The sequence below is a fragment of the Rhodococcus sp. YH3-3 genome, assembly GCF_001653035.1.
In the GTDB taxonomy this organism is placed as follows: Bacteria; Actinomycetota; Actinomycetes; order Mycobacteriales; family Mycobacteriaceae; genus Rhodococcus_F; species Rhodococcus_F qingshengii.
On the sequence record NZ_BCWH01000002.1, the window covers coordinates 1,188,247 to 1,200,926 of the forward strand.

General features: G+C 62.0%; 15 protein-coding genes. 8 read left to right on the plus strand and 7 right to left on the minus strand.

All coding sequences use genetic code 11. The features are described 5' to 3' along the window. Positions 1-48: 48 nt before the first annotated feature. On the plus strand, positions 49-417 hold the full coding sequence (locus YH3_RS18395; protein WP_058226135.1) for a hypothetical protein: 369 nt from the start codon (positions 49-51) through the stop codon (positions 415-417). Between the two features lie 22 nt (positions 418-439). Here YH3_RS18395 and YH3_RS18400 read toward each other — a convergent pair whose 3' ends face one another. The 3 genes from YH3_RS18400 to YH3_RS18410 all read right to left on the minus strand — a co-directional run bounded on the left by YH3_RS18400 (position 440) and on the right by YH3_RS18410 (position 2,785). Then, entirely contained in the window at positions 440-1,585 is a 1,146-nt protein-coding gene (locus YH3_RS18400; RefSeq protein ID WP_082920607.1) for a HoxN/HupN/NixA family nickel/cobalt transporter, read from the minus strand. Between the two features lie 140 nt (positions 1,586-1,725). Further along, a complete protein-coding gene (locus tag YH3_RS18405) occupies positions 1,726-2,055 on the minus strand; it encodes a branched-chain amino acid transporter permease (protein WP_003940007.1) in 330 nt (109 codons plus the stop codon). After that, positions 2,048-2,785 (minus strand): AzlC family ABC transporter permease, encoded by a 738-nt coding sequence (locus YH3_RS18410; protein ID WP_003940360.1) that lies wholly within the window; start codon positions 2,783-2,785, stop codon positions 2,048-2,050. The genes YH3_RS18405 and YH3_RS18410 overlap by 8 nt, the downstream gene beginning before the upstream one ends. 79 nt (positions 2,786-2,864) lie before the next feature. Here YH3_RS18410 and YH3_RS18415 point away from each other — a divergent pair, with 79 nt between their 5' ends. Both YH3_RS18415 and YH3_RS18420 read left to right on the plus strand, forming a co-directional pair. Next, positions 2,865-3,305: an Lrp/AsnC family transcriptional regulator gene (locus YH3_RS18415; protein ID WP_020970517.1), complete on the plus strand. Its 441-nt coding sequence runs from the start codon at positions 2,865-2,867 to the stop codon at positions 3,303-3,305. A 57-nt stretch (positions 3,306-3,362) separates the two neighbouring features. After that, positions 3,363-3,788 (plus strand): VOC family protein, encoded by a 426-nt coding sequence (locus tag YH3_RS18420; protein WP_003940409.1) that lies wholly within the window; start codon positions 3,363-3,365, stop codon positions 3,786-3,788. On the opposite strand, the gene YH3_RS18425 is transcribed toward YH3_RS18420, so the two are convergent. Both YH3_RS18425 and YH3_RS18430 read right to left on the minus strand, forming a co-directional pair. After that, positions 3,785-4,795 (minus strand): AraC family transcriptional regulator, encoded by a 1,011-nt coding sequence (locus tag YH3_RS18425; RefSeq protein WP_003940556.1) that lies wholly within the window; start codon positions 4,793-4,795, stop codon positions 3,785-3,787. The genes YH3_RS18420 and YH3_RS18425 overlap by 4 nt on opposite strands. After that, positions 4,792-5,982, minus strand: coding sequence for a pyridoxal phosphate-dependent aminotransferase (locus tag YH3_RS18430; protein WP_003939670.1), 1,191 nt, complete (start codon positions 5,980-5,982; stop codon positions 4,792-4,794). Before YH3_RS18430 ends, YH3_RS18425 begins: the two co-directional genes overlap by 4 nt. 135 nt (positions 5,983-6,117) lie before the next feature. Between YH3_RS18430 and YH3_RS18435 the strand changes: the two genes are divergently transcribed. The 5 genes from YH3_RS18435 to YH3_RS18455 all read left to right on the plus strand — a co-directional run bounded on the left by YH3_RS18435 (position 6,118) and on the right by YH3_RS18455 (position 9,940). After that, complete coding sequence (locus YH3_RS18435; protein ID WP_007733549.1) at positions 6,118-6,696, plus strand: carboxymuconolactone decarboxylase family protein; 579 nt, start codon at positions 6,118-6,120, stop codon at positions 6,694-6,696. Between the two features lie 125 nt (positions 6,697-6,821). After that, positions 6,822-7,217 carry a molybdopterin-binding protein gene (locus tag YH3_RS18440; protein WP_003940157.1) on the plus strand — a complete coding sequence of 132 codons (396 nt, stop codon included), beginning with the start codon at positions 6,822-6,824 and terminating at the stop codon, positions 7,215-7,217. Positions 7,218-7,242: 25 nt separating this feature from the next. After that, the gene (gene modA / locus YH3_RS18445) at positions 7,243-8,052 is read left to right on the plus strand and encodes a molybdate ABC transporter substrate-binding protein (RefSeq protein ID WP_007733548.1); all 810 of its coding nucleotides are present in this window, start codon (positions 7,243-7,245) and stop codon (positions 8,050-8,052) included. Next, on the plus strand, positions 8,049-8,858 hold the full coding sequence (locus tag YH3_RS18450; RefSeq protein WP_007733547.1) for an ABC transporter permease: 810 nt from the start codon (positions 8,049-8,051) through the stop codon (positions 8,856-8,858). Before modA ends, YH3_RS18450 begins: the two co-directional genes overlap by 4 nt. Further along, the gene (locus YH3_RS18455; RefSeq protein ID WP_007733546.1) at positions 8,855-9,940 is read left to right on the plus strand and encodes a sulfate/molybdate ABC transporter ATP-binding protein; all 1,086 of its coding nucleotides are present in this window, start codon (positions 8,855-8,857) and stop codon (positions 9,938-9,940) included. The genes YH3_RS18450 and YH3_RS18455 overlap by 4 nt, the downstream gene beginning before the upstream one ends. Here YH3_RS18455 and fadD11 read toward each other — a convergent pair. Together fadD11 and YH3_RS18465 are read right to left on the minus strand one after the other, a co-directional pair. After that, on the minus strand, positions 9,916-11,718 hold the full coding sequence (gene fadD11 / locus YH3_RS18460) for a fatty acid--CoA ligase FadD11 (RefSeq protein WP_064443841.1): 1,803 nt from the start codon (positions 11,716-11,718) through the stop codon (positions 9,916-9,918). The two genes, YH3_RS18455 and fadD11, sit on opposite strands and share 25 nt — an antisense overlap. Further along, positions 11,715-12,677 carry an SDR family oxidoreductase gene (locus tag YH3_RS18465; RefSeq protein ID WP_007733543.1) on the minus strand — a complete coding sequence of 321 codons (963 nt, stop codon included), beginning with the start codon at positions 12,675-12,677 and terminating at the stop codon, positions 11,715-11,717. The genes fadD11 and YH3_RS18465 overlap by 4 nt, the downstream gene beginning before the upstream one ends. Between the last annotated feature and the right edge of the window lie 3 nt (positions 12,678-12,680).

Sequence of the window (12,680 nt, forward strand, 5' to 3'; positions counted from 1 at the left end):
TGCCGCCGACCCGCATCAGATCGGGACGCAGTCGATGTACTGTGAGCCATGCCGACCCCGCTTCGACGTGCATTCAAGATCGGCGCGGTAGCGCTGGCAACGATTGTGGTGGCGGCCTACCTGTATCTGGCCTTCACTTATCGCAGCGCTGATGTCTTTGCGCCGCCAGGGCGCATCGAGTCTCTCGGCCGGACCTACCTGATCAGCAATTTCCCGCCGCGCACTCGTGAAGATCTCGAACAGCGATTCGCGCAGGGCCATCGTGAGCAGTACACCTTGGAACAAGTGAGTTCCGTATTTCCGTGGCGCGCTGTCTACCAGTGGCAGAATGACCAGATCCGCGGCCAGGCGACGTCGAGCGCGTACCTGAAATGGGGCGAGACGTACATCAGCTATTCGCTTTCGGGTGGCCCATGATTCTGCGTAGACCGAGTCGAACTCACATCGCTTCGTCTGCTGTCGCTCGTCGTGCTACTGCTGCACCGGACTGAGCCTGCCACCGTTCTTCGATGCGGCCGTACCGCCACACGAGTAGAGCAATCAGCCAGGTGGCGACAAAGAGTCCGACGATGATGAAGCCCATCGCGCCGAGATCCAAGTTCCCGATGGCGCCGAGAATCCCGTCGTGGATGTCGAGTTTGTCGGTGAAAATCGAGATGATTTCCTGGGTCCCGATCAGCAGGGCGACTGCCACCGAGAGTCCGGTGATCACCATGTTGTAGTAGATCTTTCGGACCGGCTGAGCAAATGCCCAACCGTAGGCGAAGTTCATGAACGATCCGTCGATCGAGTCGAAAAGCGACATCCCGGCGCAGAAGAGGATCGGCAGAACGAGGATCGAATACCACGGGAGCCCTGTCGCCGCCGCGCCGCCGGCGATCACCAACAGCCCGACTTCGGTGACGGTGTCGAATCCCAATCCGAACAGTAGGCCGACCGGGTACATGTGCCAGGGCTTGCGAACCATCTTCATCACCGGGCCCAGAATCTTGTTCAAGGCGCCGCGGCTGTCGAGTTCCTTCTCGAGTTGTTCCTCGTCGAAGGTTCCGGCCTTGTACTTCGTGTACACCCGATGAATCCCGATGAGAGAGACAAGGTTCAAGATTCCGATCAAAATCAGGAACGTGCCGGAAATGGTGGTGCCGAACAAGCCGGTCCACTTCTCCAGATCGGAGTTGTCGTCGGAAAGGCTGGTGGCCAGTTGCCGCACACCCAAAGCCAAGAGGGCGACGAGTACGAAGACGATGGTCGAGTGTCCGAGCGAAAACCAGAACCCGACGGACATCGGTTTCTTGCCGTCCGCTACCAACTTCCGAGTGGTGTTGTCGATAGCGGCGATGTGATCGGCGTCGAAAGCATGGCGCATGCCGAGCGTGTACGCCGTTACGCCGAGTCCGACGCCGAAGACACTGCCTTCGATCGTGTAGTGGCCGGGGACAACCAGGCCGAGAAGAACTGCCCACCCGACGACGTTGAGCGCTACGACGGTGACGGTCATCCCGATGATGCTTCGACGCTGGCCTCGATCCAGACTGTGCCAAGCACCGGCGATTCGAGTGCCTGTCGTGGTCATTGTCGTGGACATCGAACCTCACCGATCCTTCAGTCGCGGCCGGCGGCCACGCTACTGAAATCGTATAAGTGTTCAACTGTTCAGATAAGCGCCTGGAGGTTACAAATTGCCCATTCGGGAGTAAAGATATTTTGCTCGTCGATGGGAAATGCTCAGGCGAACACGGTATTGACCAGCGCGACGTAGATCGTCGTTCCGACGACGATGCTCAGGACGGCATTCTTTCGCCAGAGGTGCGCGGCGATCGTGGCGCACACTGCAATCAGTTCGGGTAGGCCATGAGAAGGGGCGGTGATCGACACCCCTTTGAGTGAATACATGACGAGAATCAACATGACGCCTGCCGGCATGTAGATGCCGAGGTAGCCGACCAGGGCGGAGGAGCGCAGCGGCATGAGCGCGGCGAAGGGGATTGCGCGCAGCGCGAAGGTGACCACGGCCATGACTGCGACCGCCGCAAAGATGTACGAGGTGTCAGGCATCGATCTTCGCCTTTCGTGAGTCGTAGACAAAGCGCCCGATCAGGAAGAGCACGAAGGCGCCCATCGCAATTGGCAGCATGTGGTCCGGCGCTGCGAGCCGGGCGACCAGAGCGCAGGTGACCGCGGCGACCGGCACCGCGAATCCGTTTTGTGCGCGAATCGCTTCGATCGAGAGGACGACGAACAACGCCGTCAGGGCGAAGTCGAGGCCGACGATCGAGTCCGGAATCCACTGTCCTGCTGTCGCGCCCAGAATCGCGCCACCGATCCAGTAGCCGTGCAGGTACAGCTGGGAGTAGACGATGACGCGTCCGGTGAGTGCCTTGGGATCGGCAGTTACCGACATCGCATAGGCCTCGTCGGTCAGCGCGAACATGCTGTAGAAGCGGGCGAAGGGGTTGCGAATCTTTTCCAGCGGAAAACTCAAGGCGTAGAACACATGTCGAAAGTTGACCAGCAGTGCGGTCAGAGCGACGTACGGCAGCGGTGTCATGGCCGCGACCATTCCGACCGCGAGAAACTCCAGCGATCCTGCGTAGATCAGCGAGGTGAAAGCGACTGCCCACCAAGGGCTGAGCCCTTGTTGGACCACAAGAACGCCAAGTGCGATCCCGAGTGGGAGCAGGCCGAATCCAACCGGTAGCGACAGCTGGAAGGCGTGCCGCCACGCCGGGGTTCGCGGTGGGAGTTCGACGGCCGGTGCGGCCGTCGACGATGCTGGTTCGATCACGACGCAAATCTATAACAAAGATCGAGGTGATCGATTGCTCAGAATGCCCACATATTGAACGGTGCGCAATAATAGTGCGATGGATGCCATGGATGACGCAATTTTGTTTCACCTACGCCAGGACTCGAGTTTGACCAATACCGAGTTGGCGGATCTGGTGGGTCTGACACCGTCCCCTTGCCTGCGCCGCGTGAAAAAGCTCGAAGCCGACGGAATCATCACCGGGTACCGCGCGATCGTCAGTCAGGAAGCGCTTGGCCGAGGATTTCAAGTGATCGTCACCGCCGAGATCGGAGTCAACGACCAGGCCACCATCGAGGACTTCGAATCCCAGGTCGCCGCCTTCGACGAAGTGATCGAATGTCGGAGATTGTTCGGAATTCCCGACTACTTCATTCGCGTCGCGGTGAAAGATCTCGCGACGTACGAGAACTTCATGGTCACCAAGCTCAGCGGGCTTCCGGCTGTCTCGCGGGTGACATCGTTGATCACCATGAAGACCATCAAGAGTGTCGACTGATGCCCGGGCTCGGCTGAACCTTCACTAGGTGTCGGTGGTCGGCGTTAACGTCGGAACATGGGATACGAATTTCAAGTCACAGTAGATTCGGCACATCCGCACGAACAGGCGAAGTGGTGGGCCGCAGCACTCGGGTGGGCAGCGGAGCCCAGCGACGAAGACTTCATCAGGGGCCTCGTCGCCGCTGGTCACGCCAAGGAATCCGACACCACGACATTCGAGGGAGTCCTCGTCTGGCGCGAAGGTGCGGCCATCAGCGATCCGGAGCATCCCGAACGTCCCCGCGTTCTGTTCCAACTGGTTCCGGAATCGAAGACGGTGAAGAACCGGCTCCATTTCGACATACGAGTGGGCGACAAGCGCGAGGATGTCGCAGCGCACCTCGAGACGGTGGGGGCGACGATCCTGCACCGAGGAGCGCAGGGGCCGAGCGTGTGGATCACGATGACCGATCCCGAAGGAAACGAGTTCTGCGTCAGCTAGCGGTACGAACTCGGAGTGTCGCCGGTCCATCGTTTGAAGGCCCGACGGAAGGCGCTGGGCTCGGAGAACCCCAATCGCGCCGAGAGTACTTCGACGGATTCTCCGCGCCGCAAACCAGCGATGGCTACGTCGCGGAGCACTTCCTCGCGTAGTTGATTGAGTGATGTTCCGTCACGCCGCAGCAGTCGACGCAGATGGGGAACGCTGATCGAGAGCATCTCCGCGATCTCCTCGGCCGTGGAGGTTCGCCCCTTCACCCCGAGTTCCAGGACCCGTCGTACCTGCGCCGACGCAGTGCTGTCGTAATCACGTTCGGACATGAGCTGAATCGGAGATTCTCGGAGGTACTCCTCCAACGTCTCCTCGGTTTGGATGATCGGTGCACGCATGGCCGAGTTGTCGAACTCCAGTGCCGCGCGCTTCGCGCCGAAGGTGACCGGCGCTCCGAAGATGTAGTCGTAGTCCTGCGCCAACCGTGCATCCGGTGCCGAGTACGGAAACTCGACCGCCCGAAGTCGGACGCGCTTTCCGATCAACCATGCGGAAAATCGGTGCAGCAAGATCAGGACGAAATCGGTTGTGACACGTTCTGCGACATCAGGTTCGGCGACGCCTTCGCGAGCTCGGACAGCGAAACTCACCCGAGTGCTTTCCTCGCCCTTCTCGATCGACAGTGGGGCCAGAGCCGGTAGCGCACGGATCACGTCGGACATTCGAGCGAAGGCCGATCCGAGATCAGGGCAATGGATCAACGTCAGGCAGATCAATCGGAAAGTGCCACGGGGGACCGGGGCGGATCCGAGGCCGAACAATTCGTCGTCGGTGATCTGCCAGGTGGATTGGATGAACGTGGTGACCTGAGTCGGGGTCAGCCGGGCGCGCGGGTCGGACAGTGTCTCGAGGTCGATCCCGGCAGCGCGCAGTGCACCCGACAAATCGACGTCGTTGTCCGGCGAGAACGCGAGATAGCGGTGGACGAATGCGGTCGGGATGGTCCGCGCTGTCATGGGTGCGCTGCTCCTTGGAGCAGGTGGAGACGGCGTGCAGCTTCGGACAGAATGTGGTCCTGCTTGCAGAAGGCGAAGCGCACCAGGTGCTTCCAATCGTCGCGGTTGTCCGCGAACACGTCGACCGGAACGGCCGCGACGCCGATCCGCTCGGGCAGTGCGCGGCAGAAATCTCCCGCATCGGTTTCGCCCAACGGTCTGATGTCGGCAAGGAGGAAGTACGTGCCGCCACCGGAATGCACCGTGAAACCGGCCTCGGTCAGAGCTTTACCGAGCACGTCGCGTTTGCCTTGCAAGCTCTGTCGAAGTTCGACGACCCACGGCTGTTCGTTGGTGAGCGCGTAGGCAACGGCCGGTTGGAACGGTGCACCGGCAACAAATGACATGAACTGCTTGGCGGCACGGACTCCGTCGATGAGTTCGCGCGGGCCGATCGCCCAGCCGGTTTTCCAGCCGGTGACATTGAAAGTCTTTGCGGCACTGGACACCGTGACGGTGCGCTCACGCATGCCCGGGAGCGACGCCATCGGTGTGTGGGTGAGGCCGTCGAAGACCAAGTGCTCGTAGACCTCGTCGCTCAACACGATCAGGTCGCGTTCGCACGCGAGTTCGGCGATCGCTCGAAGTTCGTGATCGGTGAATACGGTGCCGGTGGGGTTGTGAGGACTGTTGACGATCAGCATCTTCGTCTTGGCGGTGATCGCGCCGCGCAATGCATCGAGATCGACCGCAAATCCGTCTCCCGCGGTTACCAACGGAACTGTGCGACGTACAGCGCCTGCCAACGCGACGGATGCAGCGTAGGAGTCGTAGTACGGCTCGATCAGCACTACTTCTTCGCCGGGTTCGACCAGTCCGAGAATCGCAGCACTGATCGCCTCGGTGGCGCCGACGGTGACCAGAACTTCGGAGTCGGGATCACTGTCGAGTCCGTAGCGGATGCGCCGATCCTCCGCGATGGCCTGACGCAAGACGGGCATGCCCGGACCGGGCGGGTATTGATTGACGCCCTCGGCGATGGCTCGGCGCGCTACCTCGAGCATGGCCGCAGGACCGTCGGTATCCGGAAAGCCCTGACCGAGGTTGACCGCGTCGTGAAGTGTGGCCAACGCTGTCATCTCGGCGAAGATCGTGGATGCGAACGGCTGCAGACGCGAGACGGTGCGGTTGCGGGGCGTCGAAGGCATCTTTGCAGCTTAGTCGGCTGACACCGCATCCTCACATCCGCTCGGACGCGGTGCTTGTCACGTTTGAATCGCCGCCATCGTCCAACTCTGTAGAGAGCATCGAATCCGGTGCCCCAGAACATACGGAGGCTTGCCATGACTCGCATTCCCGCAGTGACACCGTCAGAAGCCAGTCCGTTGATCAAAGTGGCATACAAATTCGCCGCCAGGCAGTACGACGAAGTCCCCGAGCCCTTTGCCGTCCTGGCCAACCATCGGAAATTGTTCGTAGCGGCTGCCCGCCACGAAATGGCTGTGCAGAAGGCGTCGAAGGTGCTGCCGTCGAACATTCGTGAACTGGCCGTCTATCGCGTCGCCTGGACTGTCGGCTGCTCGTGGTGTGTCGACTTCGGGACGATGCTCTCGCGCTTGGACGGTTTGGACATCGACAAGTTGAAAGAGATCGCGAACTACCGGGATTCATCGAAGTACAGCGAAGACGAGCGGGCCGCGATCGCCTACGCCGACGCCATGACCGGTGACCCCCATGGGGAGAACGGGGTGACGGACGAACAGGTCGCGGATCTCGAGCGCAGGTTCGGGCGAGCGGGCGTCGTGGAACTGACCTATCAGATCGGGCTCGAAAACATGCGCGCCCGGATGTATTCGGCGTTGGGGATTACCGAGCAGGGGTTCAGCACCGACTCCTGCCGTGTGCCCTGGGCAGAAGAATGATGCGCTGATTCGTCTACGGCAACTATCGACAATGCTCCGCAGATACGTGATCATGATTGACTAGTTCACGCATCTGCGGAGCATTTCGGCTTGTTAGGTCCGCACTTGCGACCTACGATCACCTGGTGCCCAACATTCGAATCCGCGAAGCTGCCGGCCTGCTCGGTGTCAGTGACGACACCGTCCGGCGGTGGGTCGACGGTGGGCTTCTCACCGCGACGACGGACGACTCCGGCCGCAAGGTCATCGACGGTGCCGAGTTGGCGGGCTTCGCCCGGTCCAACGCCGGACCCGCACCGGCCGATCCGCTCACGGGTGCGAGTTCGGCCCGCAACCGGTTCGCCGGCCTCGTCACCAAGGTCGTCACCGACAAGGTGATGGCTCAGGTCGAAATGCAGTGTGGGCCCTTCACTGTCGTCTCGTTGATGAGTACCGACGCGGTTCGGGAGCTCGGACTCGAGGTCGGGAGTATCGGAGTCGCAATCGTGAAGGCCACCACGGTCATCGTGGAAACGCCGTAGTTTTTGAACATACTGGAGGAAATTCGTGAAGCGTGTAGTCGGACTTGTTGCAGCAGGTGCCTTTTCGCTTGCCCTGGTGACCGGTTGTAGTTCCTCCGACAATTCTTCGTCGGAGACGTCGTCGGCCGCTCCGACCACAACCACTTCCAGTGATAGTGCCACGGGAAGCATCACCGTCTTCGCAGCGGCGTCACTCAAGAACAGCTTCACCGAACTCGGCAAGGAATTCGAGTCCGAGAACCCCGGTTCATCGGTCACATTCAGCTTTGCCGGGTCCTCGGACCTCGTCGCTCAGATCACCCAGGGCGCACCGGCTGACGTGTTCGCCTCGGCTGACGCCGCCAACATGACCAAGGCCACCGACGCCGGCGTCGTCGCGGGGTCGCCCTCGGACTTCGCGAGCAACACCTTGACGATTGTTGTGCCGCCGGGCAATCCGAAGGGCATCGCGTCGTTCGCCGATCTGGCAAAGGAGGGGACGCAACTGGTGATCTGCGCTCCGCAGGTCCCTTGTGGCGCGGCTACGAAGAAGGTCGAGACGGCCACAGGCGAGACCCTCTCGCCCGTCAGCGAAGAATCGTCGGTGACCGACGTTCTCAACAAGGTGACGTCCGGGCAGGCCGATGCCGGCATCGTTTACGTCACCGACGCGAAGTCCGCTGGTGACAAGGTTCAGACCGTCGCGTTCCCGGAAGCCACCACGGTGGTCAACCTGTACCAGATTGCGGTGCTGAAGGATTCGAAGAATTCGGAAACGGCAACGAAGTTCGTCGATCTCGTGAAGGGCCCCAAGGGCTTGGAAGTTCTGGGTGACGCGGGATTCGCTGCTCCGTGACACGCCTACGACCGTCAGCCCGAGCCCCGCTCGGGTTGCCGGTATGGATTTACCTTCCCGCGCTGATCGGCGGGGCGTTTGTCATCGCGCCCTTGGCGGCGATGCTGGCCACCGTGCAGTGGTCGCAGTTCTGGGAACTCGTGACTTCCGAATCGTCGGTTGCCGCGTTGAAACTGAGTTTGAAGACAGCGGCAATGAGCACGCTGCTGTGCATCCTGTTCGGGGTACCGATGGCCGCGGTGTTGGCGCGCAGTCATTTTCGGGGACTGTCCGTTCTTCGATCCTTGATTCTGCTCCCGCTGGTTCTGCCGCCAGTGGTGGGCGGTATCGCGTTGCTGTACACGTTCGGGCGCAAAGGGTTGATCGGTGAGCAGTTGGAAGTGCTCGGCATCCAGATAGCATTCTCGACAACCGCGGTGGTCCTGGCGCAGACGTTTGTCGCGCTACCGTTCCTCGTCGTCAGCCTCGAAGGTGCGCTACGCACTGCGGGCACACGATACGAGGCTGTAGCCTCGACGCTCGGAGCCCGCCCGACCACCGTGCTTCGCCGGGTGACTTTGCCGCTGGTGCTTCCCGGTCTGGTGTCAGGGGCAGTGCTGGCTTTCGCTCGCGCACTGGGGGAGTTCGGTGCAACGCTGACGTTCGCGGGAAGTCTGCAAGGGGTCACGCGTACCCTGCCGTTGGAAATCTATCTCCAGCGTGAGACCGATCCGGATGCAGCGGTGGCGCTTTCGCTGGTGTTGGTCGTAGTCGCGGTGGTCATCGTGGTTGCGGTGCGTGGACGCGGATCGGCGGGTTCGTTGTGAGTGGCCTCCACGTCGACATCGAGATTCCGGAGCGCGATGTCGTTGCGACGTTCGACGTCGCGGCCGGTGAGGTGACCGCTGTCCTCGGACCGAACGGCGCAGGCAAGTCGACGGTACTGGCGGCGGTTGCCGGACTACATCACCCGCGGCGTGGGTTGATCGAACTGAATTCTCGCGTTCTCACCGATACCGGTAGGGGAGTCGCGTTGGCGCCGCATCGGCGCGGCACTGCTCTACTCGCGCAAGAGGCACTTCTCTTTCCCCACCTCAGTGCGGCCGCGAACGTGGCGTTCGCGCCGCGCAGTGCAGGGCGGTCGCGTCGCGATTCCGCCGATTCCGCGCGCCACTGGCTCGACGCAGTCGACGCCGCCGAATTGGCTGACCGCAAGCCGTCACAGCTCTCCGGCGGTCAAGCGCAACGAGTCGCAGTGGCGAGGGCATTGGCTGCTGAACCCGAACTACTCCTGCTCGACGAACCGATGTCTGCGCTCGACGTCGCCTCCGCCCCGGCATTGCGGTCGTTGCTGCGTAGAGTGCTCCGAACAGGAGATCGCACGGCCGTGCTCGTCACGCACGACGCTCTGGATGCGCTGGCCCTTGCCGACACCGTTGTCGTGCTGGACGGCGGCCGGGTCGTCGAACGTGGTGACGTACGAACAGTTCTGACTCGCCCGCGTAGTGCATTTGCAGCACGCATCGCAGGGATCAACTTGCGCAGCGGCACGATGGCCGGAGACGGAATGCTCAGAAGTCCGGTCGGGGTGGATATCGCGGGCCAGACGGAGACCGACCTACCGGCCGGCAGTGCCGCCGTGGCAGTCTTCGAGCCGCGAGCAGTGTCGGTCTACCTGGATCCGCCTCACGGGAGCCCACGAAACGCGTTTGCGGTCACGATCGCGGAGATCGAAAATCGAGGCGATGTCGTCCGAGTCCGAGCCGAGGACGAAGCCGGCCAGCCGGGCTTGTCTGCCGACATCACGGCGAGCGCAGCGGCCGAGCTCGATCTGGTTCCGGGATCGGCCGCTACGTTTGTGGTCAAGGCCACCGAGACGCTGATCTATGCGCAGGGCGCAGGCTCGTAGACGTCCTCTACGACCGAATCCGCATAGAGGGCTGCAATTTCGGACGCGTACTTCTCGGCTATCGGCTTGCGCCTGAGCTTCATCGTCGGTGTCAGCTCGTCGCCGCCTGGCTCCCAGAACGTGGTGAGTACGTGAAACCGCTTGATCTGCTCGGCCCTCGACAGACGCGAGTTTCCCTCGGCGACAGCAGTTGCAACGATGTCGACGATCCGAGCGTCCTTGGCGAGTACCGCGGCCTCGGCCGCAAGTCCCAGTGAGCGTGCCGCTCCGACCGCGGCGTCGGCGCTGAGAGTGATCAACGCTGTGTTGAACTTTCGGCCGTCTCCGATTGCCACGACCTCACCGATCAACGACGACGACGTCTTCACTGCGGTCTCGATGGCAGCGGGGGACATGTTCTTTCCTGACGCATTGATGATCAGCTCCTTCTTGCGATCGATCACCGTGAGGTATCCGTCTGCGTCGGCCGTGACGATGTCTCCGGTCGAAAGCCAACCGTCTGCACTGATCGCTTCGGCCGTTTTTGCCGGTTCGCCGCGGTACCCCTTCATGACCAACGGTCCTCGAACCAGTAGCTCACCGTCGGCCTCGATGCGCATTTCCATGCCTGGAAGCAACTTTCCGACCGATCCCAGCTTGGTCGGCTCGGCCGGTGCGGTGCTCGCAATGCATGTCAGCTCGGACATTCCCCAGATCTCCGAGATCGGAACTCCCAGGGCTGCAAAGAATGCCAAGGTGTCCGGCGGAATCGGTGCAGCGCCAGAGATGGCCCACTTCAGTTCGGCAAAACCGAGTTTCGCACGCAGAGCGGAGAGGACCATTGCATCGGCTCGGGCGTAGTCCGCTTCCAGTTCGGCGGGGACTGTTTCACCGGCTCGCAAGTGTGCGAGCCGAGTGCGACCGACGTCGAGTGCCCACTGCAATGCCGCTCGCCGCGCGTCGTCCGGTTCGTTGGCGACGGCCGATTCGACTGCAACCTTCAGCTTTTCCCACACACGGGGGACACTGCCCCAGATCGTGGGGCGACAGTCCGGAAGCGCAGCCGCTACCTGGCTCGGATCCGGCACGACAGTGATCTGGGTGCCGAACACCATTTGCATGTACAGGCAGGTGAGCCGATCGGCTATGTGCGCCGACGGCATGTACGAGGTGATGCGGTCACCGAACTCGACGGGGAGTACAGCACTGACGGCGGTGGTTTCGAACAACAGACAGGCATGAGTCGTCTCGACGCCCTTGGGGTTGCCGGTCGTGCCGGAGGTGTAGATCAACGTGGCGACGTCGTTCGGTTTCACCGCACGCCAGGTGCTCTCGAAATCGAAATCGGCGGCAGCAGAGGACTTCATCTGCTCCAGCGTCAGGGTGCCGGACTGCTGGGCAGACGGTTGCGCGTCGACGACCACGATCGTGTCGAGTGTGGCACCGGATCGGCGAACGGTATCCACGTACTGGGCCTCGCAGACGAGCACTCGCGCACCGGAATTGGCGAGGATGTACTGGATGGCTTCGGGTGCCGACGTGTTGTAGATGGAGAAGGATGTCGCGCCGAGGTGTTGGGCGCCGACGTCGATCGGGTAGAACTCGATGCGGTTACTCATCATCAATGCAACCGTATCGCCATGTCCCACGCCGATTCCGGCCAATCCCGCGGCAACATCGCGAACCTGTTCGCCGTACGCGCGCCACGTCAGTGTTCGCGCATCGCCGATGTCTCGCAGGGCCACCGCGTCGGGCGCTACCGCCGACACTCGCTGGAAGGCTGCACACAACGTAGTCATGATGTTCTCCTGGATGCCTTTGTCAGGGCTGACGCATTCGTCGGGGCCGCAGCGGTGGTTCTGTCTTCGAGTTCGCGGATCAGGTCGTGTGCCTGTTTGTCTTTTGCCAGGTAACCGTCGGCAAGGACATTGATGAATCCGCGTCCCCACGCCCAGGGTTCCCAGGCAGCGGGGGCAAGGGTCCGGGCGGCGCGGCGCGCGATCGCGGCGGCGATCACGGTGGCGGCACGGTCCGGGGAGATTCGATGACGGAGGGGACCGGGTAGTCGAGCGTCGAGTTTGCGCCCGATCTCGTCGTCGTCGAGTGTGGCGCGTGCAAGTTGTGTATCCACCATCCCGAAGTACGCGATGCCGGCAGTAGCGCCGTAGCCGGCAACCTCGAGACGCAGCGCCCGGCCGAGCGCTTCGACCCCAGCCTTGCTGATCATGTACGAAGCGCCGCCCAAACCGGGGGCGAACGACGCCGCCGATGACACGACGACGATGTGCCCACTGTTGCGGATCACCTCGTCGATGGTCGGATGCACGGTGTTGAAGACGCCGGTGAGATTGACGTCGAGCACACGATCGAAGGCGTCGGGATCGATCTGGCGCAATGTTGCCGGGGGAGGGGTGATTCCGGCGTTGGCCACTACGACGTCGATTCTGCCCAGCTGCTCGATGATCGTTTGCACGGCTGCGGTCATGCCGTCCCGATCTCGGACATCGGCCGTCACCGTCACGACTCGCTGTGACTCGAATGAGCGCTCGGCCGTTGCCAATGAACTCTCGTTGACGTCGACCAGTGCCACGGTGGCCCCACGCCGGTGGAGAGTGCGCGCCAGCGCTGCACCGATACCGTCGCCTCCACCGGTGATCAGTACGACCTTCCCTGCGACGTCGTAGTCGAGTCGGCGTCCGGGCAGTGGAATGCCCAGATCGCGGACTGTTCCCGCAATTGCGGACAAGCGTCCCGTCATTGC